This window comes from Lysobacter rhizosphaerae, from assembly GCF_054779795.1.
Map to the genome: position 1 here is coordinate 1 of NZ_BAAGXO010000002.1, position 25,752 is coordinate 25,752.

Sequence of the window (25,752 nt, forward strand, 5' to 3'; positions counted from 1 at the left end):
CTTGAAGGACGTCCAGAAGCTGCTGGAAAGCCGGCCCGAGATCGCCGCCCTTACGCGCGGCGGCAACGAGAAGGCCATCGCCGATGCGTTGAAAGAACAGCTCAATAATGCCGGCGGCGAAAAGGCCGTTGCCGACGCCGTGAAGGAACAGCTCAAGAATGCCGGCGGCGAGAAGGCCGCTGCCGACGCCTTGAACCAGTACCTCAGCAAGCACCCGTTGAAGGATGGACAAGACATCACGGACCTTGCCCGCAACGGCAAGGAGAAGGCCATCGCCGCTGCCTTGAAGGCACGGTTCGGCAAGCATCCATGATCACGCGGTGACTCAACCCCGCCGGTCCCTGCCACTTCGATTAGTGCCTGCCAATGAACTCACGTCGCCCCATAGCCATCCTCGGTGGCCAGCGCATTCCCTTCGCCCGCCAGAACACCGCATATACGCATGCGTCCAACCTGGAGATGCTGACGGCCACCATCGACGCCGTCGTGGAGCGCTTCAACCTGCAGGACCAACGGCTTGGCGAAGTCGCAGCCGGCGCCGTCCTCAAGCACACGCGCGATTTCAATCTGACGCGTGAAGCCGTCCTGGCCAGCCAACTGGCACCCCAGACCCCCGCCTATGACGTGCAGCAAGCCTGCGCGACATCGATCGAGACGGCCATCCTGGTCGGCAACAAGATCGGCATGGGACAAATCGAAGTCGGTATCGCAGGTGGCGTCGACTCGTCCTCCGATGCGCCTGTGGCACTCAGCGAAAGCTATCGCCAACTGGTCCTCGCCCTGAATCGTGCGAAGACAACTAGCGAGCGCCTGCGCGTTCTCGCTGGCTTTCGGCCTTCGATGTTCCGGCCGTCCGTGCCTAACGTGAATGAGCGCCGTACTGGCCTGTCAATGGGCGAGCACTGCGAGTTGATGGTCAAGCAGTGGGGCATCACCCGGGAAGCACAGGACGAACTGGCGCTGGCCAGTCACCGCAACGGCATCGCCGCCTATGAAGAAGGTTTCTACGACGACCTGGTGGTTCCGTTTCAGGGCCTGCAGCGCGACAACAACCTGCGTGTCGACACTTCGATGGAAAAGCTCTCCAGGCTCAAGCCGGCCTACGACAAGACCAGCGGCCATGGCAGCCTCACAGCGGGAAATTCCACACCGCTTACCGATGGCGCCGCTGCGATCCTTCTCGCCTCAGCCGAATGGGCCGATCTGCATGGCATACGCCCGCAGGCGTGGGTGGTCGATGCGGAAACCGCAGCCGTTGACTACGCCGGTCCGCACGCGGAAGGACTTCTGATGGCACCGGCTTATGCCGTGCCGCGCTTGCTCAAGCGCAATGGACTGAGCCTGCAGGACTTCGACTACTACGAAATCCATGAGGCCTTCGCAGGCCAGGTGCTGTGCACGATGAAGGCATGGGAAGACCCGGATTACTGCCGCGAACGACTCGGACTGCCGCACGCGCTTGGCAGCATCGATCGGAGCAAGCTCAACGTGCGGGGAGGCTCGGTAGGGCTTGGGCACCCCTTTGCGGCGACCGGTGCCCGAATCCTGGGCAGCGTGGCCAAACAGCTGATGCTGCATCGCATCCAGACCGGAAAGCCGGCGCGGGCTCTTGTCTCTGTTTGTGCCGCAGGCGGCCTTGGCGCCACCGCCATCGTGGAGGCATGAGTGCTCGCCAGAGCATCAACGGAGCGCACCGGCCTTGTGGAAGTCAGGCCGCGCGTCTCGAACGATCAGCGCTGAACCAGAGCAGCGCCGAGGCCTGCGAGCGAAATCGCCGATAGAAGTAGCCTCGAATTGCCGCCACGCATTCCACACTCGTTCCGAGCGCGGGGTCGCCGACATAGGCGATATGCACGTGCCGCACGATAGGCTCGCGGGCCAGGCGCACGGCGTACTCGAGCGTCTCCGAATTCGAGGCATCGATCAAGGAAGCCTTCGTCAGATCCACGAGCACGTTCCGGAACGATGACTCAGTCTGGAGTTCGATCAGATTCGCAAGAGCGCCGCTCCTGTCCTGAAGCGAAACCTCCCCGTCGAAGACCACGCGAATGACACGTGGGCCGGGCAACAGATCAACCACGTACGGCATCGAAGCGGCTCGAGAGACGACTTGCAGGAGCATGCCGTTCAATTACGACAGACGTCTTTCAGCAGACGTCTTTCAAATGACTCTGCGCAATCAGGAACTTCGATCCTGAATCGCCATGCTGCCGTAACTGCAGCACTCCCTGCCAGGTTGGCCGCTACTGGATCCGTGCAGGAAACCTTGTCATTGCAGCGACTCAATCAGTCGACCAAGCGTGCCCTGCCCGCTCATGCGATCTATCCACCACGCAAGAGCCGCGCCCTCTTCGCCACTGCGCCAAGCCAGACGGACCGTCTCGGCGGCGCGCGGCTCCTCCACCTGCTTCTCGACCAGCAATCCGGCACGGATGGCGCCACGCGCCACTGGTTCGGGCAAGAATCCGAAGCCCAATCCCGATATCTGCAAGGCGAGCTTGGTGCGCATGTCGGGCACGGTCAGCGTGTCCTGTCCAAACAGCAGGCCGACGGTTCGCGGCAACAGCTTGCGTGCGGAATCGGCCACAGCAATAGCCCGGTGCTCATGCAGCTCCGCCTTGCCCAACGGCCGATCGCGATCCGCAAGCGGATGTGACGGTGCGACGGCAAACACGAATTCGATCGTTCCCATCACCTCCGAAACATAGCCACCACCGGACGGGCCATCGCCCGTGGCGCCGATCAGCAGGTCGACGCGACGCTCCATGAGCGCTTCCCATGTCCCTGTCAGTTGGTCGAGCGCTATGCGCAGGCGCGTGCTGTCGGCGACGGCATAGAAATCCCGGATGTCCGCCTCCAGTGCCAGAGGCGAGAACACCGAGTCCATGCCGATCGAGAACTCGGTCTCCCAGCCCGAAGCCACGCGGCGCACGCGCAGCTCCAGGTCCCGCGCGGCCTTGAGGAGATAGCGCCCTTCCTTGAGGAGTTCCTGCCCTGCCGTCGTCAGCGCGACACGCGGGCCCAGCCGCTCGAAAACCTGGACGCCCAGGTCGTCTTCCAGCTTGGCAACCGTGTAGGAAATCGTCGAGGGGACCTTGTGAAGCTCCTTGGCCGCCGCGGCAAAAGAACCGCGCCGGTCGATGGCATCGAGGATCTCCAGGGCGTCCAGGCTCAATCTAAGCATTCGATTTTCTCGATCATAGGACGGCAATCTACTCGCTTTTCATTCGCAAATGCCGTCCACATACTGTGCACCAAGCCGATATCAAGCCATTCGGCGAACTTTCGAATTATTCGCACATAGCGATTGGAGCACAACATGATGCAGGTCCGTAAGAGCGAAGAGCGCGGCCGCGCCGAGCACGGCTGGCTGAGCTCCAGGCACACGTTTTCGTTCGCCGAGTATCGCGATCCCCGCCACATGGGCTTTGGGCCCCTGCGCGTGATCAACGAGGACAAAGTCCAGGGCGGACAAGGCTTCGGCACGCACGGCCACCAGGACATGGAGATCATTTCCTACGTGCTGGACGGAGCCCTGGAACACCGCGACAGCATGGGAAACGGTTCGGTACTGCGTTACGGCGATGTCCAGCGGATGAGTGCCGGGACTGGCGTGCGCCACAGCGAGTTCAACCACTCGCCGACCGAGCGCGTGCATTTCCTGCAGATCTGGGTGATGCCGGAAAAGGGCGGCCTCCAATCGGGGTACGAAGAAAAACATTTCGACCCGTCTTCCAAGCGCGGGCAACTGCGGCTGGTCGTTTCCCCGGATGGTCGCGACGGGTCGTTGCGGATGAACCAGGACGCGTTCCTGTTCGCGACGCTGCTCGATGGCGATGAGCACGTCGAACACACACTCGCACCGAACCGCCGAGGCTATGTCCACGTGGCCCGCGGCACCCTCAAGGTCAACGGCGTGGAACTGCGTGCCGGTGACGCCCTGAAGATCGAGCAGGAGCAACGCATCACCCTCGATCAGGGCTCGGACGCCGAAGTCCTCCTTTTCGATCTTCCCTGACTATTCCGGAGACACCAATGAACATCCTCGACAAGATCCGTTACCCGGTGGCGCGCGTCTCGCTTGGCGCCATCTTTTTCATCCTGGGCCTGAGCAAGATCTTCAGCTTCGCCGGCGTGGCCGGCTGGATGGCCAGTTCTGGCCTGCCCTTCGCAAAGCCGCTGCTCGTGCTGACCATCGCCATTGAAGTCGGCGCCGGCCTGCTGCTGATCATGGGACGCCACACTCGCCTGGCCGCCCTGGTGCTCGCCCTGTTCCTGGTTCCCGTCACCCTGGTGTTTCATGCGTTCTGGAGCGCGGATGCCGCCAGCTTCCAGGACCAGCTCACCCAGTTCCTGAAGAACCTGGCGATCTTCGGCGGCATGCTCCTGCTGGTCGACCGTTCGCGCGACACAGCCAAGGCCTGAGTTTCACCCGCCCTGCCCGGCTGCGCATGATGCAGCCGACAGGGCGGCGCGCAAGTGACTGACTCAATAATTTGGCGGAGCGGTGAGATTCGACTCACGGATGCGTCACCGCATCGCCGGCACAATCGTGGCACGCGCTGCTTGGCGGCAGCACTCGAGGCCCGGTGCGCCTGAGCGACACATCTTCGTAGCGGACGTTGCACCCGTTTGTAGGATTCCAGGCCGTCCTCAGAGGTCCCAGCCTTTCTCCTGCCACCAATGCAGTACCGACGTGATCAACGCAGATTTTCTTGCGTTCATCGAGAGTTGAGCGTCGCTCTGTGTCCCATCCAGGAGCTCAGATCATGGTTCCTGTTGCGATGATTCCACTGCGTGAATTCAGCATGGCGTGCCGCGAAGAACTGGCGGCGCGGGAGCACCGGTACTAGGAGGACTTCCGATGGCCGATCGAATCCAGGACCCGCGACTGCGCGCAAAGCGCATGGATGCGGACGCGGCGGCAGCGCTGATCGGCCATGGCATGAACGTGGCGATGAGCGGATTCACCGGGGCGGGCTATCCGAAGGCCGTGCCGGGTGCATTGGCCTCCCGCGTGCATGCGGCCCACGATCGCGGCGAGGAATTCCGCATCAAGGTGCTCACCGGCGCGTCGACCGCACCGGAACTCGACGGCGCGCTCGCGCGCGCGGAAGGCATCGAGCTGCGCCTGCCGTACCAGTCGGACCCCGTGTTGCGCGATCGCATCAATGCGGGCGAACTGGAGTACATCGACCTCCACTTGAGCCATGTCGCCCAATACACGTGGTTCGGCTACTTCGGTCCGATCGACGTAGCCGTCGTCGAAGTCACCGCGATCGACGAGGACGGCCATCTCGTTCCCTCGTCCTCGGTCGGCAACAACAAGACGTGGCTCGAACAGGCCGGGCGCGTGATCCTGGAAGTCAATCATTGGCAGCCCGCTGCGTTGCGCGGGATGCACGACATCTATTACGGCACGGCATTACCGCCGAACCGCAAGCCGATCCCGCTCCTTCGTCCCGACAGCCGCATCGGCGAGCCGTGGCTGCATTGCGATCCCGACAAGGTCGTCGCCGTCGTCGAGACCGATGCGCCGGACCGCAACACGCCCTTCGACCCTCCTGATGCGGCATCGAAACGGATCGCGGAGCACCTGCTGGAGTTCTTCCGCCATGAGATCCGACGCGGACGGCTGACGCCTTCGTTGCTTCCGTTGCAGTCGGGCGTCGGCAACATCGCGAACGCGGTGCTGGCCGGGCTGGCCGAGTCTGGCTTCCACGATCTCGCCGCCTACACGGAGGTCATCCAGGACGCGATGCTCGACCTGATCGAACGCGACGTGCTGCGCATGGCGTCGGCGACCGCATTCTCCCTCAGCCCGATGGCAATAGAGGCGTTCGTCTCCAACGTCGATCGTTACCGCGAGCGCATCGTGCTCCGGCCACAGGAAATCTCCAACCATCCGGAACTGATCCGTCGCCTGGGGTGCATTGCGATGAACGGCATGATCGAGGCCGACCTGTACGGCAACGTCAATTCGACGCACGTGTGCGGCAGCCGCGTCATGAACGGCATCGGCGGCAGCGGTGATTTCGCGCGGAACGCATACCTGTCGGTGTTCATGGCGCCGAGCACCGCGAAACGCGGTGCAATCTCCACCATCGTGCCGATGGTCAGCCATGTCGACCACACCGAGCACGATGTCATGGTCGTGGTGACGGACCAGGGGCTCGCGGACCTGCGAGGGTTGTCACCCAAGCAACGCGCGCGGACGGTCATCTCCCATTGCGCACACCCGGATTACCGGGACGCGCTGCAGGATTATTTCGATCGTGCGTCGCGCGACAGTTTCGGCAAGCACACGCCGCACCTGCTCGGCGAGGCGTTGTCATGGCACCAGCGTTTCATCGAAACCGGCACGATGCGCGCGTGAGATTGGCGGAAGCGGTGTCCGCCAAACCCAATTCCAGCGAGATCCGATACGTTCCTGAAGATCCTATAAAACAGGCTTACTTTTAGCCATTATCTCGCAGGATCGTCCGATGACATCCATTGACTACCGACAGAATCCGATGCTCAATGTAGGGAACTATGTTGGGTACAGATTCCATGGCCCGGTCAGTCAACAAGCTCTCGAACTTGCGGATCAAGGCCCTGAAAGAACCCGGGCGCTACAGCGACGGAGATGGGCTCTACTTCTACGTCTCGCGGGCAGGCAATCGCTCGTGGGTGTTTCGTTACCGTGACCGCGTAACGGGAAAGCTACGCGATCGTGGCCTGGGCCCCGCCCGTGACGTAACGCTCGAACAGGCCCGTGCAGCAGCGCGACTTGCACGAGGAGAACTCCGGTCCGGTGTCGACCCAATCGACACTCGCCGAGCGCAGCGACTGGAAACGGCGCGCCAGCGACTCCAGGCTGTCACCTTCGGGCAGTGCACCGATCGCTACATCGAGACGCATCGGGCCGCTTGGCGAAACGCGAAACACGCAGGCCAATGGCGGGCCACCCTGGACACCTACGCAGCCGCCCTGCTCCCTCGCCCCGTTGCCGAGATCGACGACGCCGACGTTCTCCAGGCGCTTGAGCCTATCTGGGCCAGCAAGACCGAGACGGCCACCCGGCTCCGTCAGCGGATCGAGGCGGTTCTGGACTGGGCCGCCGCGCGCCAATACCGCCGCGGTGACAATCCCGCGCGCTGGCGCGGCCACCTCGACCACCTGTTGCCCACTCCCAGCAAGCTGAAACCCCACCAGCCCCGTGCGGCCCTCCCCTATGCCGACACACCGGACTTCTTCCAGATGCTGCAGGAGGAGGCTGGTATGGCCCCCATCGCCCTCCAACTCCAGATCCTCACGGCCACTCGCCCCGGCGAAGTCGTCGGCGCCCGGTGGGAAGAGTTCGATATGGACAACCTGACTTGGACAATCCCGGGCGAACGCATGAAAGCTGGGAAGGCGCATCGCATCCCACTGTCGCCTCAGGTCGTCAAGCTACTGGAGGCGGTGCCGCACGCGGCCGAATTGGTGTTTCCCGGGCGCTTGGATAAGGGAATGACCACAGCGGCACTACTGAAAGTGCTCAAGACTCTGCGGCCTGGGCTGACGGTTCACGGTTTCCGATCCACCTTCCGAGATTGGGCCGCCGACATGACTGCCTACCCGAGGGAGGTGGCGGAACAGGCCCTGGCCCATTCACTGCAGGACAAGACCGAGGCTGCCTATCGCCGGACGGACCTATTCGCAAAACGTGCGCTGCTGATGCGTGACTGGGCCCGCTATTGCGCCAGCCCTCGCTCGGCGAATGCGTCACTCTCTCCGATCCGCGCTTCCCGACGTTCCCGCTAAACGACCATCTTGGGCGTAGCTGACAGATGACTGACAGAGCCAGATCAATCCTCCCAGCCGAGAGTTATTCCCTGGCGGAACTGGCGAGACTCTTAGCTCCGCTGGTTAAAGAGCCGGGCGAGTCCATGCGGAACGCGGTCGACAAGGTGCGGAAACGACTGGAATACGCCGTCGAGCATGGCCAGCTACAGCAATTGGACGCAGGCGTGTTCTCAACGGCTCAAATTATCCCGTGGGCACGAAAGAAGTGGCCGAAAGCATTGGGGGCCATCCCTGTCAGGCAAGACGTCGACCTAGAGGCTGGCTTGGCTGTCAGGGATACGCCAACCCCCGACGTCATTCCGGGTGACATTGATCTGCGCCGGGAAGCGTTTATGACCTTCTTCAAGGCCATCGGCCGGTTGGAACGAGAACTGGCAGCGGCAAGTGCCGAAGCCGAGCAACTCCGTCCCGCGGCCGAAAAGTACGAGGAGCTTCGCAAGAAACTGAAGGCATCGGCCAAGCGCCCGAGGAAAGGCAGATAACGCCGGCGCAGAGAAAATCACTAGCGTTGCTAAGAATTTTTCTCGACACACAATGAGGTAGCCATGTTCCCAAGCGCACCAAGGAGCGCTCAACATGGCCAACAAGCCCCCGCAAGTTCCGTCTAGTATTTCGATCCTTCGCCGCCCGGAGGTCGAGGCCCGAACGGGACTCTCCCGCAGCACGATCTACCTCAAGGTAGCCCAGGGCGCGTTCCCGAAGCCGATCAATCTGGGCCCTCGGGCAGTCGGCTGGGTGGCTGCTGAGATCGATTGGTGGTTGGAGCAGCAGCTTGCCGCCAGTCGTCGAGGTGGCTAACGATGGGAGCGCTGGCACCCGCCCCCGGCAAGCGGATACCGGAAAGAAAGCGGCGCAAATTCAAGGGACGAACGTCGCTCCCCTTTATCGCCATCCCGCGAGAAGTCCTGGACTCTTCTGAGTTTGGAGACCTCAGCCCGCAAGCGACGAAACTCCTGATGGAGCTGTCTCGTCAGTTTCGTGGCAACAACAACGGCGATTTCAGCGCCGCCTGGAAACCTCTGTCCGAGAGAGGCTGGAACAGCCCAGGCACGTTGAATCGCGCCAAGAAGGAACTCACCGAAACCGGCTTCGCGCTTGTCAGCCGACAAGGCGGTAAGAACCGCTGCTCGCTTTATGCCATGACTTGGTGGGCCATCGATGAGTGCAATGGAAAACTCGATGTGGCGCCCACCCACGCGCCCCTGAACTTGTGGAAAAAAACAAAACCTGTAGTCCATATAGGTACCAACCTAGACCACTCGAGTACTAACCACCGCACCTTAGCCGACGCTGCTGATTCGACTGGTCCAAGTAGGTACTTGCCAGGGCAATTGAGCGGGGTCGGTTAGACCACAGGCGTACGCCTTCTTAGATCTACCAGCGGCTGTTGCTCTTTCAGCCAGTGTTGTCACATAGAACTCCTCGCGCGCAGGCGCGCGCGAATGACTTTGGTGAACCCGTGACCATCAATAAATGTGGAGCTCAGACACGGAAAGGTACCCCTTGCCAGGCCAAGGGCCGGCTCAAGGGTGGACGTTGCAAGTGGCACGGGGGGTGTTCCACCGGCCCCAGGTCCCGAGAGGGAAAGGCGCTCGTAACGATGAACCTCCCAAGGGTTCGTGCAGCTCGCTCGGCCAAGGCCCTTGCGTAGAACCGTCCCGCGGTTCCGCTGGCGCAGTCCTCGCTAGGCAGTTGCTAGGCAGGTTTTCGACCACGTCCCATCCCAGGAAGAATCCCTGTCGGCATTCGCCGAAGTCGAGGGCCCGGCCATGAAACGCCTCCCTCCCAAACCAACTCCCGCTTTGTCGCCAGGGTTGTGCTGGCAGGCTTCGCCGCGACTCCCCGCTTGAGGCCACTGCTCCCACAGCGATTCCCGCCCGGGTGCCTCGCATGGACGCGCAGCCAGAACCGAAGACTGGAACTGGTCGCTGGGGCACCCCTTGATCTGGGGCCAAATAGGGTGGTCAATAGGCGCGCCAATCCCGCACCAACGAATCAGGGGCCCTCATGCGCGAAACCCGAAAGTACCTGGCGATCTTCTGGGTACCACGCACACAGGCGGAGCACTCCTCGATCGCCAAGGCCGTCGCCCACCACTCCGATGGTGACTATCAGATGGTGTTTATGCAGGCCGGAGCGAAGCCTGACATTCCCTTCGTAGTCGCCTACATCTTCACGTCGGGCACTGAGGCCAACCAGATGGGTTTTGGCCTGCTCAATGGCGACAATTACCTCGTGACGGAGATTGGTGACCGCAATTGGGTAAACGGTAGCGTTCGCGCTCAGGAGTGGCTGCAAAAGCATCGGCCAGAGGGAAGTCGATAAGCACGCTGATCCCAATGGCGGAGCACTCCTTCGCCTAAAAAACGCTTTCGAGGCCAATTTTCTCGGGGCAAAGCGAAACCGTCCGGAAGCATCCCCTACGAAGTTCCCACTCACAAAAGCTCTCAGCGGGGAACCTTGTCAGGCAGCCAGCCGATGTTCGAAGTACGGCCGCTCACGGTCGTCGAGAATTGTGTAGAGCTGGGCCAAGTTGCGCGGATCCGGATTGAGCCAGGTGTCGACATGCTCGGACTTGATCGGACTGATGCAGCGATCATGGCCGGCCGCCGCCACTTCGGGCGGTGGGTCGTCGGTGATCACGGCGAACGACAGCAGGTCGGGCTCGCCCGCACCCTGCCAGTGCGACCACAGGCACGCCACCAGCATCGGCTTGTGCGTATTGGGCCGAAATTCGAGGATGACGTTCTCCTCCTTCTCGCCCAGCACCGACTCGCGGCGTTCCATAGCGCGGCGGCTCACATTCTCGTAGAACGCATTGGCGACCACGACCCCGTGGTGGTGACCGAATAGGTCCTTCCAGTAGCTGCCCAGGCTGTCACGGCGCGCGTTGTAGGTTCCCGGGAACTTCACGTCGTTGAGCGCTGGCTTGCCCGCGGGCCGGCACTGGTAGCGCATCGGCTTAACCACGCGCTTGCCGTGCTCCATGACCATCACCGGCGCGTACCAGCCGGGAAAGATGCGCGAATCCTCACCCACCAGCTCCGTGCGGCGTAGATCATTCAGCTTCCCCATCGCCCATTCGATCTTGTCGGCGGCAATGCGCTTGCTTTCGGTGGCGGCCTTGGTGGTCTTGGTCTGAAGGGTGCGTTCGGCGTCGGCAAGGCGCTTCTTCTGCTTGAACAGCTCCTGCTCCAGCTTGCCCGCCTGTTCGGCGTTGTAGCCGTGCACCATCTCCAGGATCTGCCGTTCCTCCCCCGTATCGGGATTGGCGAACGTAGAGTCCATAGCCTTGGGAATCTTCACCTTCGCGCCTTCCCGGCGGTCCCAGTACAGGCGCACGAATTCGCGGATGCCGATATCGGCACCGAAGTGGCGCACGTACTTGTGGTAATCCGCTTCGATCTCGGCTGAGTAGCACATGTTTCGTCCTCCGGTCGGCGACGTTCAGGCCATGGTAGCGAGGACGGCCGCGCCGGGCGTGACGCTGGCCGCCGTGTCGGCTTCGCCCATCGCGCTCAGGTGCCGCAGCAATCGCGCCAACGACACCACATCCTGGTGGTTATGTGCGAGCACGCGCCGCAGGGTGTGCGCGCTGCTGCCGCGCAAGTACGACAGCCATGCCGCGGGCGCCTCGGAACCGGGCAGGTCGTCCTCGCGCAGCACGCGCAGGACCTGACGCTCGATTGTCGCCAGCCGGCAGTTCTCGTACACGCCCCGCCAGCGCCGGCGCGCGGGATATAGCAGGTCGACGTGCAGCAGGCCCGCTAGCGGATTGGCTCGCCGTGCGAGGCGGTAGCGGGTCGCCAGCAGCGGCGCGTCGTAGCACTTGCCGTTGTAGCTGACGAGGATGGTGCCTGGCGCCAGCCAAGTGCGGAAGGCGTCTAGCATCGACGCTTCCGCCGCCATGTTGGCGATGGTTAGCTGGCGGATTCGCAGCCCGCCCTCGAACCAGTCGGCCGCGCCAATCATGAAGGCGCGAGTGCCGGTTCCGCCAGCGAGGCCCGTGGTCTCGGTATCGAAACAAAGCAGGTTCGCCGTAGGCAGCGCTTCCTTGCGATCGAACGCGCCACAGAATTGATCCGGCACGGCGTCGTCGCATATGCGTTCCTCGCGAAGGAACAGGCCAGGCGCGATTTCGCTGCCTGGTAAGGCGCGGTCGTGAGAGGTCACACGAGTGACCGCCGGCGCACGTACGCGCAGCAACTGCCGCAGCGCATCGATCGAGGTAGAAGAAGACGGCGGCGGTGGCACTGTTGCAGGCGCCGAGCCGCCCGCCTGCCGCTTCAACTGCTGCAGCTTGGCCAGGGTGAGGCTCATGCCGCCTCCAGTGCCGATAGCACGCTAAGCGCCAGTCCCTTGGGCGAAGTCGCCGCGTCCTCGTGCACAGCCAGCACCGGCCCCACGCAGGCCGGACATCCGGATTTGCAATCGCAGCGTTCCACCAGTTCGCGCGCCCGTACCACCAGTTCGCGCTGGCGTCGCCATAACGGCTCGCTCTGCCCCACCCCGCCGGGATAGTTGTCATAGAGGTACACCGTCGGCACGAAACGGTCGTGCATCGCCACGTCGACCGCACTCCCGTCGGTTGCGCGCAACTGCCCACGCCCGCGTCCGTCCGCGGTCGCGAACCATGCGCCATCGCCGCCGCCCACCGCCTTCTGCAGGTCGGCGGCATCGGCCATCACCGCCACCTTTGCCACCACGTGCAGCGCGTAGCCCGCGCCGAGGAAGCCATCGAGCGCGTCCTGGCGCGAGGCGAAGCGTGCATCCAGCTCATGCTGCGGCAACTGCCACCACAACGACGTTGTGTGCATCTCCTGATCGGGCAAATTCACCGGCCCGTAGCCGATGTTCTCGTGGGTGTAGTAGCGGATCTTCTTGTAGCCGGCCACGCGCCGCACCACGTGCACTTCGCCGTGGTGACAGGTACCGGCGCCGGCGACGGCCCCGTCGAAGCGCTCCAGCACCTTGAGCTTGGTGTAGTCAATCGCGTCGGTGTAGTAGTCGACGTGCGTGCGCGTGACATATGCCTTGCGCCCTTCCCAGTCCAGGCGCTCCACCTGGTACGGCGTGGACTGCACCATGTGGATCGCGCCCTCGTACAGCATCAACGGTGCGGAGGAGAAATCCACCTCGGCGATGATCACTTGGCGCCCGTCGGTGCGGTCGACCACGACAAAGTTGCCGTCCGCCACCGAGCGCAGGCTAACCGCGTTGGCCGGATAGCTGTCGGCGATCCATTCCCAGCGCTCGCCTTCGGCGTGCACCACGCCATCCTCGGCCAGCAGTTGCAGGTACACCTCCGGATCGACCGTGCCGAAGCGTTCACCTTTGAGGAACGGCAGCTCGAACGCCGCGCAGCGGATGTGGTCGAGCAGAATCACCGGCTGGTCGGGCGCGATGCGTGCGTGCTCCGGCGTCGCCGCGGAGAAGAACTCCGGATGCCGCACCACGTATTGGTCGAGTGGATCGGAACTGGCGACCAGCACGCCCACCGACGCCTGTTGCCGCCGCCCGGCTCGGCCGAAACGCTGCCACGTCGCCGCGACCGAACCCGGATAGCCGTTGAGCACCACGACATCGAGGCTTCCGATGTCGACGCCCAACTCCAGCGCCGAGGTCGAGACGATGCCGTCGATGCTGCCAGCGCGCATCGCGCGCTCGGCTTCGCGCCGCTCGGTCGGCAGGTAGCCACCGCGATAGGCGCGGATCCGAGCCGGCTTGCGCGGGTCGCTGTCGAAGACGTCCTTGAGGTACTTGGTCAGCACCTCGACCATCGTCCGCGACTGCGCGAACACCAGCGTCTTCAGCCCCGCCTTGATCGCGGTGCGCGCGATCCGGTTGGACTGCGAGCGCGCCGACGCTCGCAGCCCGAGGTCGGGATTCACCACCGGCGGATTCCACAGCAGTACGTGCTTGTCGCCGCTGGGCGCGCCCGAGTCAGTGATCGCGTGCACGTCGGCCTCTAGCAGCGCCTCAGCGTGGTCCTTGGGATTGCCGATGGTGGCCGAGCACAGGATGAACTGCGGCGACGCGCCGTAGAACGCGCACACCCGCTTCAGCCGCCGCAGCACATTGGCTAGGTGCGAGCCGAACACGCCGCGGTAGCTGTGGATCTCGTCGATGACGACGTATTGCAGCCCTTCGAAGAACTGCGCCCACTTGGTGTGGTGAGGCAGGATGCCCTGGTGGAGCATGTCCGGATTACTCACCACGATGTCGCCGTTGAGCCGGATCGCCTGACGCTGGTCGCCCGGCGTATCGCCGTCGAACGTCGCGGGCCGCAACCCGAGATCGCCGGCCCTGTTGAGCTCGAGCAGCTCCGCGACCTGATCCTGAGCCAGCGCCTTAGTTGGGAACAGGTACAACGCCTTTGCCTGCCGCGTCATCGCCCCCGCAACGACCGGCAGCGTATAGCACAGCGATTTTCCCGAGGCCGTCGGTGTCGCCACCACCACATGGCCGCCGCGCTGTACCGCGCCCCAGGCCTCGGCTTGGTGGGCGTAGAGCTGCGTCACGCCGCGGACGCGCAGGGCAGCGGCCAGACGCTCAGGCAGTTCTGCAGGTACGTCGGCGTAGCGCCCTTCCCTACCCGGCAGTACGAAGTGGCCGGTGATCAGCGAGGCGTGCTTGCCAGCCAATCGCGTGGCGAGCAAGCCGCCGTCGACAGATGGACCAGGCAGCGATGGCGGAGCGAAAAGGCTAAGGGCCGACATTGTGGATCCTGCTGAATGGCGTAGACGTTCTATCCGCGGACCATCTCAATCCCTAAGACCGGCGCAGCCGCAACGGCCGCTTGCCGTCAGTGGCAAGCTGCTATTAGTATTATTACTAATTAAAGCCAGTAGATGCCATGAACTGCCTGGACGCAGCCATTCTCTTCAATCAGCGCTGCCCGAAAGGCTCGGCCGCTGAGATCGTCCACAAGTCGGGTGAGCGACTGAGCGTACGGACCGCAGGGGCCGCCTTCGTATGGGGAGGGCTGGCGCTGGTGGAGTTAGAAGGCGCCAAAGGTCTGTTTCAGGTAGAGCATGTGCGGCCGGTCAGTGACCCATCGCAAGCTTCCACGGACACAGACCCTGCAGTTTTCAAGCAGAACCAAAGGTCGCCTAATCGGAGCAAGGCCGCACTTCCGCAAGAATCCGCGCTCGTTCTAGTCGGCACGACTCGTTAAGGCTCGACACAGCCTGCCGGAGCGGCCCTAGGCTTAGTGCGGGAGTGGTACCGACGCCTACATTGGTTACGCTGGCTCACCTATGCGCGATGTCCGCTATCGGCCAGAAGCGGACATAGGCGTCTACTGCATGGGAAGTGGCCGCAGCAATTCGGGCTTGAAGAACCGGCTTGCAATCGCCGCCAAGATGATTGGCGCGAAACCGATCACGGCGGCAAAGAACAAGAGGCCCGCGTTACCGAATACACCGGCCTTGTAGAGCGCGTAGCCCGAAAACAGCAAGGCATGCGTGACAGCCCCGGCGGCGTACGCCACGCCTACAACCTTGCCGCTATACGGCCCGCGAATCGCGGACGCGTAAATGACCCAAATGGACAACGGAACGAACAAGAACGCGGCGCTCCACAGACCAGTGTTGTAGGCGCCCGCCGCGATTCCGCCGGCGGTGTGCACAAGCCCGTTGGCGAACAGCAATCCCCAGAAACTGAAGCCGATTAGGACGTTGCGCCTGAAGAGATACGCAGCCAGCGGCGCCCCGAACCACATGAGCGCGATGTTCACCACCGGGTAGAAAGCCAGCGGAATCGGACAGGCTGGATACGGCGGAAAACCGATCTTCTGGCAAATCATTTCCTGAATCGAGTAGTCGAAGCCCAGCACCGGCAGGCTGTATTCCTCGAACTGATGTATCCAATAGAGCGGCACGGCGAGCCACGCCAGCCAAGCCGAATCACGCCACCGCGATACCGTGGTGTCGCCACGGAAGGTGTCGGTCGTTAGCAGGATGGCGACCATCACGATCGCACCGCCTACCCCAATGAACGGCCAAACGGTGTAGAACCAATGCGTTTGCACGGAGCCTCCACATTCGCAATGCCCCAACCGAGCATACCGGCTCAGACGTTGACTGACTGCTTTGGGTCGGAAGCAGCCATCGATCCGCTTCGTCTAGCTGCTACCGCCTAACGGTCGCAGCGTCGGCGACACGCACACGCACACGCACAATTCCGCCATGCGCCCCGCAGGCAACCATAGCCCTCACCCCGATCTGGCCTGGCGACCTGCGGCGGCGTTCGGCCACGACCGGCAGCTGAGCTGGTCGAAGTGTTGGGCTAGCGCAAGGCAGCTGTGAAGCGTCCGCTAACGGCCAGAAGCGGACCCGTGAGGCGCTGCTAGCTTCACCGCTGCGGGCTGCCCCCCCAATGGCCCCGGCGACACGGCTGGGCTACATTTGGGTCCCTGCCGGAGAGCTGCGATGACAGAGCGCGACCGCTTTTCCAGGTCGATCCACAACATCGACTCGCAGGACCTGGATCTCCTTGAATGCCTTTTGCGTATCGATCAGCACCGTCCGTTGGACGTACGAGCCAACGGCCTGCTGGATCGCCTTGTGGAAGGTGGTCTGGTCGATAGGGAGAACGGGGATCTGAGCTTGACGCCTGCGGGTGTGGAGCGTTGCCGCTCCCTGCAGCATCGCGTGGCCTCCGACAAGGAGGCTGCGAAAGTGCTCGCCGCACGTGGATTTGAGCTAGCCGAGATTACCAGCAGGAAATGACTGACCGCGTTACTGGCTGCGACGATGCGCTGCCTTGTCCAATTCCGCCGGACTCCGACCCGGACTTAATAGGGCCGCGTTGAGTTCGGGCTACGGCGGGGCATGTCGGACGGCCGCTATGGGTCGGAAGCGGACATTGGCCGCGTCGCTGCCGCCTAACGGTCGCAGCGTCGGCGACACGCACGCGCACAATTCCGCCATGCGCCCCGCAGGCAACCATAGCCCTCACCCCGATCTGGCCTGGCGACCTGCGGCGGCGTTCGGCTACGACCGGCAGCTGAGCTGGTCGAAGTGTTGGGCTAGTTCAAGGCCGCTGTGCATAGGCGGCAAGCGTCCGCGGGTTAAGCCGAAACCTCGGTCCCAGCACGATGCACATGCTCGCGTTCCCATGCCCTCGTGCGCCTTTTGGCCTCGTCGAAAAGGCGCTCATGGTTCTCCAGCCGGATCATCCGGCTCGCTTCCGGTGTCAGCAGTTGCCACACCGGATCGTATAGGTGGAACACCTTCAGCATCGACTGCACGCTTGTAGGGGCTACGCAGTCGGTGCCGAAAAGGAAGCGATGCGGATGGCGGTTGATCACGCCGGCGACGCGTCGCGCGCTTTCCTCCGACTCCACGGCATAGTTGACGACCTTGTCCCAAGAGATGTCCAGGTACACATGGTCGAGGTCATGGTTCTCCAGCACGTCCTCGATGATCTCGGCTTGCCGCTCGATGGGGTTGACCACGCGCCCAAGACCAACATGCGCCCAGATGATGGTCGTCTTCGGATGGCGCATGAAGAGTTCCTTCGTCTGCAACGCGAAGATCGGCTGCTGGCCATTTTTTGGGAGCGGTCTTTCGATTTCGGTGTCAATTAGCGCGATCAACCCGACGTCGGCGGCGAAATCGAACAGGCGACCCAGCGCCGGATTGCCGAGCGTCGCCTTCTCGCCAGCAATCTTCGCCGATACAGACTCCTTGATGACCGAGAATTCGCCAATCCCGCAGAACACGCCGGGAAACGTATTGAGCACGCGGCGAACGTGGTCGGCGGCGTACATGTCCGCCGGATTGAACCCGGAGATGAGCGGATCGAACCGCGCTTGCGCCTGCGCATCCAGCGACCGGAACTGCATCGCCAAGTGTGCGTCGGTGAACGAGTAGTAGTAGAGCGACGCGTCAGACTGCATGTAGTACGTCGGCGGCACGTAGCCCATCTCTGCATACGACCAGTGTTGCTGCAACGGCAGCCCGAATAGCACCGACCGCTTGATGGTGTCTCCCATCATGGACAGAAAGTCCCTGATGTCAGGACCTTCCTGAACGTAGTTGGTCAGATGGACGTGGGAGTCGTTGAACAGGTATTCGGCCACGACACGCCTCCTCAAGCCATGCCCACCTTGCCGAGCTTGCCGTTGCAAAAGCGTGAACCATCAGGGCGCTGGTTAGCCGATGCAATCGGCCCCGCGGGTAGGGCCAGCTCGCGCCTCGAACGACTGCTATGGGTCGGAAGCGGACATTGGCCGCGTCGCTGCCGCCTAACGGTCGCAGCGTCGGCGACACGCACGCGCACAATTCCGCCATGTGCCCCGCAGGCAACCATAGCCCTCACCCCGATCTGGCCTGGCGACCTGCGGCGGCGTTCGGCTACGACCGGCAGCTGAGTTGGTCGAAGTGTTGGGCTAGCGCAAGGCAGCTGTGAAGCGTCCGCTAACGGCCAAAAGCGGACGTTCAAAAAAAGCCGCGCTTGTCAGATCCGGGGCAGATGCAATTTGAAAGTCGTCGTGCCCTCCCCCGATTCCGCGCGAATGGTGCCGGCATGGGCCTGCGCGATCTGACTCACGATGAATAGTCCCAGACCCAGGCTGGCCTGCTCCGATTCGCCGCCGGATACGCCCCCGCGCCGGAGGGGTTCAAACATCAAGTCGAGCGTTTCGCGTGGAATTGGGTTGCCGGCATTGCCGACTGTCAGCTCAGCGCCGGAGCCTTCGTCGCGGAGCTCGACGCGAATGTCGCCGCCGCGAGTGCCGTATTTCTGTGCATTCACCACCAGGTTCGCCAGCGCTTCGCGTATGTGCGCGGCGTCGAACATCCCGCGCAATGATCCAGGGGACTCGAACTGGATCCGTGTTTCAGGCATGGACGCCCGCAGCAGCTCGATCTCTTCGCGGCACTCATGTGCGAGGTCGACGTCCGCCTTCTCCACTTCGAAGCCCATCCCTATTTGCGCCCGGTTGTACACCAGCAACTTGTCCAGCAATTCGCGCATGCGCACGCCACTGCGAATGAGGCGTTGCGCAGCGGTTGCGATCGGGGCATCGACCGCCATGTGCGCGATCATCTCGGACGTCATCACGATGGCGCTGAGGGGGCTGCGCAAATCGTGGCCTAGCACGCCCAGGAAAATGTTGCGCCACCGCTCCACCTCGACCGCGTAGTGGCTCACCGACTCGGCGATAGCCTCGTCGATCGCCTCGTTGAACCTGGTGACCTCGTCAGCGGAGGCAGATTTCTGGTCAGGCGCATTTGCCCACAATCGCAACACGGACGCGCGCAGGGCGCGGTACTCCGACACGAGATTTGAAATGCTGTAACCGCTGTGGGCGCGATGCAGGGCATGTGTACCGGCTGACGACCGGGGGCGCCCGATGGGCGCCAGTGCCCGGCCTTCGGACTTCGCGATTTCCTCAGCACGTGTCTGCGGCGTCCGCAAGTCCGCCACGATCGCCTCCACGATCTCTGGTAAGTGGTCGCGCAGTGCAATGTTGTCCAGCGGCGTGCCGACCTCCACGGTCTTCGCGAACGTAATCGCGTCTTCGATGATCGTTTCGGCGTGATGCTCGATGAAGTCCGCCAGTCCGCTGTTCATGCCGTGCGTCCAGTCCTAGATCCGAGGGCATCCTAAGCCATAGGCGAGCCGTGCCCGCCGCCATGTGGACGAATATCCGCAATGCGTCGAACGCTGCCCCCAAGCATCGTGGCATCCAGCCAGTCTTCATGCGGGGATAACGTCGTATGCCACAGGGTGGTTTTGTTGCAATGCAGCAACCGCAAATTAGGAAGTCGCTTGTCCCTATTGACCAAGCTTGTGGCGCGCGCGCGTGTAGCCCTCACTCCGCCCAAGGCCCACGCCGCAGCCGAGGACCTGCAGGTCCAGATCAGCCGGGTTATCAATAATGCGCTGGTTGCCGCTGGCCTTTCGTCAAAGTCACCTTTGTCGCCACCTGAAGCAAATGGGCTACCTGCGCAAGAGCCATGGTGGAGCCAGCCCGCCCCTCGATCCCGCCGCACGACTAAGTCGGATCCACTGCCAGGAACATTCGCGGCGCATTTATTTGCACATGCTGCCGGCAAGTGTCGCTACAAACTGTACGTACCTGTGCAATACACAGCGAACTCGCCATCTACTTACCCGTTGCTATTGATGCTTCATGGCTGCACGCAGTCGCCTGATGATTTTGCAGAGGGCACGCGTATGAACGAGCTTGCCGAACAGCATGGATTCTTGGTTGTCTACCCTGCGCAATCCGCGAAAGCAAACGGTTCAAAATGCTGGAATTGGTTCAGGCCGAGTCATCAAATGCGTGCGAGTGGTGAGCCAGCCCTGCTCGCTGCCCTTACCCAAGACATCGTCCTCAAGTACGCCGTCGATACGAAGCGCATCTACGTGGCCGGACTCTCCGCAGGAGGTGCCATGGCGGTAATCTTGGGTGCCACATATCCCGATGTATTTGCGGCTGTTGGCTCCCACTCCGGGCTTCCCTATCGCGCCGCCCACGACGTACCTTCGGCCTTTGCAGCAATGGGTGGCAGCCATATCACCCTTGATCCCATCGATGATATTTCGACGGGAGTATTGGCTTCGGTCACCCCGCTGATAGCGTTTCAAGGTGATTGCGATAGGACGGTCGCTGCGAGTAATGCCGAGACGCTTGTAAGGCATGCAATCCGGGCTGCAGCGGCGCTCTCTCCAGAAAGTCATGTAAGCAAAGGTGAAGGAACTGGACGGGCTTATACCCGGACTACCTACACGACGTCGCTGGGTGAGCCCCTGGTCGAGCTGTGGCAGATACATGGTGCTGGCCATGCCTGGTCGGGAGGAAGCCCCATCGGTAGTTACACCGACACGCAGGGACCTGATGCTTCCGCTGAGATGGTGCGGTTCTTCCTACAGGTGAGCCGCGAGGCCTGAACAGGCGGAGCAGTATGCGAAAAAGCAATGGGCGACTGCATTCACGCCAGTCTCCAGCAACTTTGAACAAAACCCCCAGCGCTTCATCCAAGCCGCATGACGCGGCAGTGGCAGCGCGAGCCATGGTGCGCACGGTTGCCGCAAGCGTGCTATGTCGGTGTCCGCGAATGCTTGCCTGCGGCGGACAACGGCATTATTGGACCAAAGACTGCCTAAGCCCGGCCCTGGCCTTCTCCGCGACGACGCGAGTTGCTGCGGTGCCCGTCTGTTTCCAGGTTTCGTATTGCTCATCCAGCTCTGCCCGTTCCTCGGCCGAGAACAACTCGCGCGCCATCTTGAACATGGTCTTCTCTTCTTCCTTCGCGTGATGGTCGATGAACTCGCCAAACACCTTGGTGCGCCCTGCAAATTCCGGTGTTCCGAGGTCGGCGGCATGTACTTCCGGAATTATCGAAGTCTCGACGGCGTGGTGCTCCGCCAACGCCTCGGCATGAGTCTGCAGCCCGTCGCGATCGGCCCGTTTCTTGAAGGCGGGATAGAACACCTTCTCCTCCCACTTTGCGTGCGGGATCAGATTCGCCTCGATCTCTTCAAGCAACCCGGCGCGCCTCTTAACCCCGCGATCGGTGGTGTCTTTCATTTCTACAAACAGCGCGCGCAGCGCGTCATGTTCGGCCTTGAGTGTTTGCAGGATGTCGCGTGCCATGTGATGAACCTCGATTCGCAAATGAGCATTTACGTTCGCACGCGAGCGGTGCACGTAACGTGACCCGCCACGTACAAGTACCGGCAGACTGAACTATTTAGCTGGCCATCTAAAGTGAATGGCGATGCATCACAGTCTGTTACGGGATACGCGCCATCTTTTGTGCAACGGACACTCGTCGAGTACACAGGAATAGATCAATGCAATGGGGAACAAAAAAACGGCCGCCTCGGAAGCGGCCGTTTGCCTTGGTGCTGCGAGCTAGTCTACTTCTGCCTCTTCGACCTGCTCCACATGGCGTTCCGTACCTGTCTGCCGCTGCTCTTGAAGATCGTTGCGCTCTTTGCGCTCTGTGTCCACCTTAGCCTGTTGGCGAGGGGTGCGTTCCGCATCTTGGGCATGCTGCGATGGAGTCTGCCGATAGCACATGGTGTCGTCCCTCTTCGAGATCCGGCCTGTTGCCGGCACCAAAACCATACGCTGACCGCAAGAAGGTCTTGCGTGAGAAATTCGTGGAATTGAGTCCTATATCCGCGCCGGAACTCAAACCTGCTTTCCCCTTGGGCTGAATCCACATGGTGGAATCGCCTGGAAGCGGGACGGCGAATTGGGGTCAAGTTGATAGAATTGGAGGTAGGAAATCGAGATCGCTCCCCTGCATCCGATCCTCGCGCGCCACCCCGCGATACCGGGTGGCTACCTAATTACGATTGGACCGCTTGATTGCGGCTCGCAATCTCTTCAACTAACCCAGGCCTTATGGATGATGGGCTTCGCCTCTTCCCAAGTCATCGTCTGAGCCTTCCAGCTCTCGTGGATACCGGCGAGAGCATCCCAGCTCCTTTTGACGCTGGATCTGCACTCTTCCCAGTTTTCGCCTCGGAGCACCCTGCGACAAGCCAGGCCGAAATGTTCTGCATATTCCTTGCCGGAGTGCGGAAGTTGATGCATCGCTAACCTCGTAGGGGCATGGAGGTAACGAAGGTACAGGGGGGTGACTGAACGATGGCGCGATATGGACGGGCAAGGGGCGTTTAAAGTCCTGCTGCTTTCTGACCCGGTTAAGGGGCGCATCTAGTCTGTTGAATGATCGAACGTTCGCCAGATGGAAAAGGTTCCAGCAGCCTGCAGCGCCTTGGTCGTCGCGGGCGGGCTATCAGATCGCAGTCGCGTGAGGCCCACTGAACGGCGGTGTCAGGGTGCCGTATCGGTCAAGGCACGCCCCCAGCAACACCAGTCCCAGGTCTTCGGACAGGCTGGCGAAGGAATGCCGCTCCCACTCCGACCAGATGCGCATCCAGATATGGGGCGACAGCAGGTGCGAGTGGATCGTGCCTTCGAAGATCAGAGGACCATGGATGGCGGCCGCCTGGGTCGGTCGCACGCGTTGCGGTACGACCACCCAGGAAGCCATGCCGGAATAGAGGGAAATGAGCATTGTCGGGTCCTGTCTTTGCAGCGAGCTGCACGGAGGCCCGTAAAGCACGACGAAAGGTGGAAGTCGTCGAGTGCGAACTAGTGGCCGCGCATCACCGTGGCCTGGATGACCGACAACGCGGCCATCGCCTCCTCGCCGGCGCGCCGCATCGCCATGGGCTGCGGCCGTTCCGGAGGCCAGCCTTCATTCTCCGCGGATGCGAGGGCGTCACCGCAGCGATCACGGCTACTGGCAACCATGGCTGCGCTCTCGAGGACGATCCGGTGAGTCTTGATGGGATGCATCACGGGGTCCTCTGTAAGGACCCGCTCCCGTGGAAAGACACGCGTCATTGCCGGCGCTCTTCAACCTAACACCTTTCGAACGGAGCGCTCGAACATTCGGACCAGTGGCCACCGTCGAGGCCGGTGATGTCGATCGCCATCGGCGAATGCACGCCAGACGACTAGTTGCGACGATCGCCTGTCAGATTACGAATAAGCAAGTTGTGAAACGGCGGTGCTCTGGCCCCGCCGTTTTTTATCCGGCGCCCGCGCACCGCGCTGGCGTGGTCGGAGCAACTTGGGAAGGGCAAAGCCCAAGCCGTGGGCGACGGCCACCTTGGAAGGGAGTGGAATGTCCGCCATGGGTCGTTAGCGGCCACTCGCCAACTCGTCGCGGCGGACTGCTGATCTACGACCGCTATCGGCCAAGAGCGGACATTGGCTATGCCTAGGCGGAACCAAGCTCAAGAGATGGGAGAGGGCCGTCAAAAGCACTTAGCGTCCAGCATGACCGACGAACGCAGCCAGTAACACGAGCTCGATGGCAAGCAGGGCCAGCGACACATCATTGCGCAGCCCGGGTGCGACGCAGGCCGACAGCACCATCGCGCCCATGAACACCATGCGGATCCATGACAGATGCCCGCTGGCCAAGCGCAGGTACCACGTCTGGACGAGCAGGTAGCCCAGGGCTCCGCCGAACATCAGCACCGCGAGTACTCCGCCCGTGCGCGCGCCGGGATCGGCGATGGTGACTTCGTTGGCGACGGCTACCGCGATCAGGCCCGCGACCACGAGCACCATGCCGTTGGCCGCCAGCCTTGCCGCCCGCAGTGGATCGGACGTGGTTTCGGTGTGTCGCGATACCAGCGGATCCGAAGCGGTGAAGTACAGGGCCCAGAACGCGATCACGATGACGGCGGCGCACACGCCGGTGAACAACGTGGCGACACCGGCACCGGCCTCGGCAATGGCCTGGCCCGATGCGAACACGATTTCGCCCAGCGCGATGATGAGGAACAGGCGCAGCCGCTCGAGCATGTGGGTGGCGTCGAAGGGCATGTGTTCGGACTGCAGGCGCGTTCCGGGCACGGGATGGGCGAGCCACGTGCCGATGAGGTCCACGCCGGCAGCGGCAGACCACCACGCCAGTCGCGTTTCCGTGTTGCCGAGCGCACCGGCCAGCCAGAGCGGGGCGGCTAGCACCTGCCAGCCCAGCATTCTCCAGTAATGGTTGCGCAGGTAGCCCGGCACCGTGGGCAGCGTCGAGAAGATCGTGCGTCCAATCTGGATCACCAGCATCGGCACCACGAAGGCGAGTGCGCCGTGTTCGAAAGCATGGTCAATGGCTGCGTTCATGAAAAGTCCGAGGACCATCACCACCAGCAGCATCGCCCGCGTCCTGGCGGGGCGGCCGTGGGTCAGCGTGACTTCGAAGGCGCTGTACGTCCAGACGAAGAACACGCCGACCAGCATCACCAGTGTCTCGGCCAGGCCGCGCCAGTGCAGCGCATGTACCAGGTGTGCGGAAAGCTGCGACACCGCGAACACGAACACCACATCGAAGAACAGCTCCAGCGGGCTGACTTCAGTCCCCAGGTTCCCCGAGTCAGGGCCTTCTGCAACAATCCGGTGACCGGCAGGTTCCGTCATGACCCCTCAGGAGTGGTAGCACCATTCAAGGATAGGCCGGGGTCGGCTTAAGGAGCCAATTCGCCGAACTTGTAGGAAGCGGTGACGCCGCCGTCCATGAGGAAATCACTGCCGGTGATGAAGCCAGCGTCGGGGCCCATCAGCAGCGCGCCGATGGTCCCCACTTCGTCGGGCGTGCCAGCGCGACCGGAGGGAGATAGCTCGATCATGCGGCGATAGCCGGGACCGCGCGGACCGGAAAGCTCTTCCTTCGCGAGCGGCGTGATGATGATGCCGGGGCTAATGGTGTTGATCCGCGCGCCGCGCTTGCCCCAACGCACCGCCTCGGCCATCACGCGCAGCGAGTTCCCGCGCTTGGATAGCTGGTAGGCATGCAACGGGTCGGTGACCTTGTCCGACTGCAGCATCGGCAGCGCGAGCAGTTCTTCCGTTGGCGTGGTCGCCAGCGCTTTGTCCTGCTCTGGCGTCAGCGCCGGCAGGCGATGGCCGGACTGCGAGGCGATGACCACGCCCGCACCGCCCGGCGCGATCACGCTGCCGAATGACTCCAGCACGAGCGCGGTGCCGTACAGGTCCACCTTCAGGATCGTTTCTGGCGATGCCTGCGTGGGCGATACACCGGCGGCGTGGATAAGGCCGGTGACGGACCCGAGCCGCGTGGCGCGTTCGACCAATCCCTGTACCGACCCCCGGGAGGACACGTCGACGATGGCAGTCGTGACCTGGAATCCGGCCTCCCTCAGAACTATCGAAGCCGCGTTGGCATTTTCCTCGCGCAGGTCAGCCAACACGATGTGCTTGCCGGCTCCGACGCGGCGGGCGATCGCCTGGCCGATCGAGCCTGTCCCTAATAAGACGATGATGTCGGACATAGTTCTCTCCTTCTCGGCAATTCGTTCAGAGCGAGCAAGGGTGGCTTCGCTAACGTGGGTTGCGGACATCCAGCGCCGCAACTC

The 25,752-nt window shown here is 62.5% G+C and carries 26 protein-coding genes; 13 read left to right on the plus strand and 13 right to left on the minus strand.

Features of this window, described 5'->3' with window-relative positions; genetic code table 11:
• Both ACYVGE_RS04060 and ACYVGE_RS04065 read left to right on the plus strand, forming a co-directional pair.
• Nucleotides 1-313 (plus strand): hypothetical protein (locus ACYVGE_RS04060; protein WP_460727317.1); only part of this gene is annotated, 313 nt, incomplete at its 5' end.
• A 53-nt stretch (nt 314-366) separates the two neighbouring features.
• A complete protein-coding gene (locus tag ACYVGE_RS04065; RefSeq protein WP_460727319.1) occupies nt 367-1,665 on the plus strand; it encodes an acetyl-CoA C-acetyltransferase in 1,299 nt (432 codons plus the stop codon).
• A gap of 43 nt (nt 1,666-1,708) precedes the next feature.
• On the opposite strand, the gene ACYVGE_RS04070 is transcribed toward ACYVGE_RS04065, so the two are convergent.
• Together ACYVGE_RS04070 and ACYVGE_RS04075 are read right to left on the minus strand one after the other, a co-directional pair.
• Nucleotides 1,709-2,122 carry a hypothetical protein gene (locus tag ACYVGE_RS04070; RefSeq protein WP_460727321.1) on the minus strand — a complete coding sequence of 138 codons (414 nt, stop codon included), beginning with the start codon at nt 2,120-2,122 and terminating at the stop codon, nt 1,709-1,711.
• A 147-nt stretch (nt 2,123-2,269) separates the two neighbouring features.
• Nucleotides 2,270-3,184 (minus strand): LysR substrate-binding domain-containing protein, encoded by a 915-nt coding sequence (locus ACYVGE_RS04075; protein WP_460727323.1) that lies wholly within the window; start codon nt 3,182-3,184, stop codon nt 2,270-2,272.
• Nucleotides 3,185-3,319: 135 nt separating this feature from the next.
• Between ACYVGE_RS04075 and ACYVGE_RS04080 the strand changes: the two genes are divergently transcribed.
• The 9 genes from ACYVGE_RS04080 to ACYVGE_RS04120 all read left to right on the plus strand — a co-directional run bounded on the left by ACYVGE_RS04080 (nt 3,320) and on the right by ACYVGE_RS04120 (nt 10,155).
• Nucleotides 3,320-4,018 (plus strand): pirin family protein, encoded by a 699-nt coding sequence (locus ACYVGE_RS04080; RefSeq protein ID WP_460727325.1) that lies wholly within the window; start codon nt 3,320-3,322, stop codon nt 4,016-4,018.
• Nucleotides 4,019-4,035: 17 nt separating this feature from the next.
• Nucleotides 4,036-4,425, plus strand: a complete 390-nt coding sequence (locus ACYVGE_RS04085; RefSeq protein WP_460727327.1) for a DoxX family protein — start codon at nt 4,036-4,038, stop codon at nt 4,423-4,425.
• Nucleotides 4,426-4,864: 439 nt separating this feature from the next.
• On the plus strand, nt 4,865-6,376 hold the full coding sequence (locus tag ACYVGE_RS04090) for an acetyl-CoA hydrolase/transferase family protein (RefSeq protein WP_460727329.1): 1,512 nt from the start codon (nt 4,865-4,867) through the stop codon (nt 6,374-6,376).
• A 176-nt stretch (nt 6,377-6,552) separates the two neighbouring features.
• Complete coding sequence (locus tag ACYVGE_RS04095; RefSeq protein WP_460727331.1) at nt 6,553-7,788, plus strand: tyrosine-type recombinase/integrase; 1,236 nt, start codon at nt 6,553-6,555, stop codon at nt 7,786-7,788.
• A gap of 26 nt (nt 7,789-7,814) precedes the next feature.
• Entirely contained in the window at nt 7,815-8,312 is a 498-nt protein-coding gene (locus ACYVGE_RS04100; RefSeq protein WP_460727333.1) for a hypothetical protein, read from the plus strand.
• Nucleotides 8,313-8,406: 94 nt separating this feature from the next.
• Entirely contained in the window at nt 8,407-8,628 is a 222-nt protein-coding gene (locus ACYVGE_RS04105; RefSeq protein WP_460727335.1) for a helix-turn-helix transcriptional regulator, read from the plus strand.
• Nucleotides 8,629-8,630: 2 nt separating this feature from the next.
• Complete coding sequence (locus ACYVGE_RS04110; RefSeq protein ID WP_460727337.1) at nt 8,631-9,179, plus strand: hypothetical protein; 549 nt, start codon at nt 8,631-8,633, stop codon at nt 9,177-9,179.
• A gap of 110 nt (nt 9,180-9,289) precedes the next feature.
• Nucleotides 9,290-9,481 carry an HGGxSTG domain-containing protein gene (locus tag ACYVGE_RS04115; RefSeq protein ID WP_460727339.1) on the plus strand — a complete coding sequence of 64 codons (192 nt, stop codon included), beginning with the start codon at nt 9,290-9,292 and terminating at the stop codon, nt 9,479-9,481.
• A 356-nt stretch (nt 9,482-9,837) separates the two neighbouring features.
• A complete protein-coding gene (locus ACYVGE_RS04120) occupies nt 9,838-10,155 on the plus strand; it encodes a hypothetical protein (RefSeq protein WP_460727341.1) in 318 nt (105 codons plus the stop codon).
• Nucleotides 10,156-10,293: 138 nt separating this feature from the next.
• Here the strand turns inward: ACYVGE_RS04120 and ACYVGE_RS04125 are convergent, their stop codons facing one another.
• The 4 genes from ACYVGE_RS04125 to ACYVGE_RS04140 form a co-directional block, all read right to left on the minus strand.
• Nucleotides 10,294-11,253, minus strand: coding sequence for an SOS response-associated peptidase family protein (locus tag ACYVGE_RS04125; RefSeq protein ID WP_460727343.1), 960 nt, complete (start codon nt 11,251-11,253; stop codon nt 10,294-10,296).
• Nucleotides 11,254-11,277: 24 nt separating this feature from the next.
• The gene (locus ACYVGE_RS04130) at nt 11,278-12,150 is read right to left on the minus strand and encodes a ribonuclease H-like domain-containing protein (protein WP_460727345.1); all 873 of its coding nucleotides are present in this window, start codon (nt 12,148-12,150) and stop codon (nt 11,278-11,280) included.
• Entirely contained in the window at nt 12,147-14,549 is a 2,403-nt protein-coding gene (locus tag ACYVGE_RS04135; RefSeq protein ID WP_460727347.1) for a DEAD/DEAH box helicase, read from the minus strand. Before ACYVGE_RS04135 ends, ACYVGE_RS04130 begins: the two co-directional genes overlap by 4 nt.
• Before the next feature lie 581 nt (nt 14,550-15,130).
• Entirely contained in the window at nt 15,131-15,802 is a 672-nt protein-coding gene (locus ACYVGE_RS04140) for an HXXEE domain-containing protein (protein ID WP_460727349.1), read from the minus strand.
• A 460-nt stretch (nt 15,803-16,262) separates the two neighbouring features.
• On the opposite strand from ACYVGE_RS04140, the gene ACYVGE_RS04145 reads away from it, so the two are divergent.
• Entirely contained in the window at nt 16,263-16,562 is a 300-nt protein-coding gene (locus tag ACYVGE_RS04145) for a hypothetical protein (protein ID WP_460727351.1), read from the plus strand.
• A gap of 341 nt (nt 16,563-16,903) precedes the next feature.
• Here the strand turns inward: ACYVGE_RS04145 and ACYVGE_RS04150 are convergent, their stop codons facing one another.
• Entirely contained in the window at nt 16,904-17,917 is a 1,014-nt protein-coding gene (locus ACYVGE_RS04150) for an amidohydrolase family protein (RefSeq protein ID WP_460727353.1), read from the minus strand.
• A gap of 377 nt (nt 17,918-18,294) precedes the next feature.
• Nucleotides 18,295-19,413: an ATP-binding protein gene (locus tag ACYVGE_RS04155; RefSeq protein WP_460727354.1), complete on the minus strand. Its 1,119-nt coding sequence runs from the start codon at nt 19,411-19,413 to the stop codon at nt 18,295-18,297.
• 198 nt (nt 19,414-19,611) lie between these two features.
• Between ACYVGE_RS04155 and ACYVGE_RS04160 the strand changes: the two genes are divergently transcribed.
• Nucleotides 19,612-20,736: an extracellular catalytic domain type 1 short-chain-length polyhydroxyalkanoate depolymerase gene (locus ACYVGE_RS04160; protein ID WP_460727356.1), complete on the plus strand. Its 1,125-nt coding sequence runs from the start codon at nt 19,612-19,614 to the stop codon at nt 20,734-20,736.
• A gap of 193 nt (nt 20,737-20,929) precedes the next feature.
• Here the strand turns inward: ACYVGE_RS04160 and ACYVGE_RS04165 are convergent, their stop codons facing one another.
• The 5 genes from ACYVGE_RS04165 to ACYVGE_RS04185 form a co-directional block, all read right to left on the minus strand.
• Nucleotides 20,930-21,442, minus strand: coding sequence for a hemerythrin domain-containing protein (locus ACYVGE_RS04165; RefSeq protein WP_460727358.1), 513 nt, complete (start codon nt 21,440-21,442; stop codon nt 20,930-20,932).
• 1,156 nt (nt 21,443-22,598) lie between these two features.
• Nucleotides 22,599-22,880 (minus strand): hypothetical protein, encoded by a 282-nt coding sequence (locus tag ACYVGE_RS04170; RefSeq protein WP_460727360.1) that lies wholly within the window; start codon nt 22,878-22,880, stop codon nt 22,599-22,601.
• Between the two features lie 77 nt (nt 22,881-22,957).
• Complete coding sequence (locus ACYVGE_RS04175; RefSeq protein ID WP_460727362.1) at nt 22,958-23,164, minus strand: hypothetical protein; 207 nt, start codon at nt 23,162-23,164, stop codon at nt 22,958-22,960.
• A gap of 474 nt (nt 23,165-23,638) precedes the next feature.
• The gene (locus ACYVGE_RS04180) at nt 23,639-24,796 is read right to left on the minus strand and encodes a low temperature requirement protein A (RefSeq protein WP_460727364.1); all 1,158 of its coding nucleotides are present in this window, start codon (nt 24,794-24,796) and stop codon (nt 23,639-23,641) included.
• A gap of 47 nt (nt 24,797-24,843) precedes the next feature.
• The gene (locus ACYVGE_RS04185; RefSeq protein ID WP_460727366.1) at nt 24,844-25,668 is read right to left on the minus strand and encodes an SDR family oxidoreductase; all 825 of its coding nucleotides are present in this window, start codon (nt 25,666-25,668) and stop codon (nt 24,844-24,846) included.
• Nucleotides 25,669-25,752: the final 84 nt, after the last annotated feature.

Bases quoted from the DNA above. Each gene is read 5' to 3' on its own strand.
- ACYVGE_RS04125 (WP_460727343.1), bottom strand. From the start codon at position 11,253: ATGTGCTACTCAGCCGAGATCGAAGCGGATTACCACAAGTACGTGCGC.
- ACYVGE_RS04105 (WP_460727335.1), top strand. From the start codon at position 8,407: ATGGCCAACAAGCCCCCGCAAGTTCCGTCTAGTATTTCGATCCTTCGC.
- ACYVGE_RS04140 (WP_460727349.1), bottom strand. From the start codon at position 15,802: ATGGTCGCCATCCTGCTAACGACCGACACCTTCCGTGGCGACACCACG.
- ACYVGE_RS04070 (WP_460727321.1), bottom strand. From the start codon at position 2,122: ATGCTCCTGCAAGTCGTCTCTCGAGCCGCTTCGATGCCGTACGTGGTT.
- ACYVGE_RS04130 (WP_460727345.1), bottom strand. From the start codon at position 12,150: ATGAGCCTCACCCTGGCCAAGCTGCAGCAGTTGAAGCGGCAGGCGGGC.
- ACYVGE_RS04155 (WP_460727354.1), bottom strand. From the start codon at position 19,413: ATGAACAGCGGACTGGCGGACTTCATCGAGCATCACGCCGAAACGATC.
- ACYVGE_RS04165 (WP_460727358.1), bottom strand. From the start codon at position 21,442: ATGGCACGCGACATCCTGCAAACACTCAAGGCCGAACATGACGCGCTG.
- ACYVGE_RS04080 (WP_460727325.1), top strand. From the start codon at position 3,320: ATGATGCAGGTCCGTAAGAGCGAAGAGCGCGGCCGCGCCGAGCACGGC.
- ACYVGE_RS04110 (WP_460727337.1), top strand. From the start codon at position 8,631: ATGGGAGCGCTGGCACCCGCCCCCGGCAAGCGGATACCGGAAAGAAAG.
- ACYVGE_RS04095 (WP_460727331.1), top strand. From the start codon at position 6,553: ATGGCCCGGTCAGTCAACAAGCTCTCGAACTTGCGGATCAAGGCCCTG.
- ACYVGE_RS04180 (WP_460727364.1), bottom strand. From the start codon at position 24,796: ATGACGGAACCTGCCGGTCACCGGATTGTTGCAGAAGGCCCTGACTCG.
- ACYVGE_RS04145 (WP_460727351.1), top strand. From the start codon at position 16,263: ATGACAGAGCGCGACCGCTTTTCCAGGTCGATCCACAACATCGACTCG.
- ACYVGE_RS04170 (WP_460727360.1), bottom strand. From the start codon at position 22,880: ATGCTCATTTCCCTCTATTCCGGCATGGCTTCCTGGGTGGTCGTACCG.
- ACYVGE_RS04175 (WP_460727362.1), bottom strand. From the start codon at position 23,164: ATGCATCCCATCAAGACTCACCGGATCGTCCTCGAGAGCGCAGCCATG.
- ACYVGE_RS04185 (WP_460727366.1), bottom strand. From the start codon at position 25,668: ATGTCCGACATCATCGTCTTATTAGGGACAGGCTCGATCGGCCAGGCG.
- ACYVGE_RS04075 (WP_460727323.1), bottom strand. From the start codon at position 3,184: ATGCTTAGATTGAGCCTGGACGCCCTGGAGATCCTCGATGCCATCGAC.
- ACYVGE_RS04085 (WP_460727327.1), top strand. From the start codon at position 4,036: ATGAACATCCTCGACAAGATCCGTTACCCGGTGGCGCGCGTCTCGCTT.
- ACYVGE_RS04120 (WP_460727341.1), top strand. From the start codon at position 9,838: ATGCGCGAAACCCGAAAGTACCTGGCGATCTTCTGGGTACCACGCACA.
- ACYVGE_RS04065 (WP_460727319.1), top strand. From the start codon at position 367: ATGAACTCACGTCGCCCCATAGCCATCCTCGGTGGCCAGCGCATTCCC.
- ACYVGE_RS04135 (WP_460727347.1), bottom strand. From the start codon at position 14,549: ATGTCGGCCCTTAGCCTTTTCGCTCCGCCATCGCTGCCTGGTCCATCT.
- ACYVGE_RS04100 (WP_460727333.1), top strand. From the start codon at position 7,815: ATGACTGACAGAGCCAGATCAATCCTCCCAGCCGAGAGTTATTCCCTG.
- ACYVGE_RS04090 (WP_460727329.1), top strand. From the start codon at position 4,865: ATGGCCGATCGAATCCAGGACCCGCGACTGCGCGCAAAGCGCATGGAT.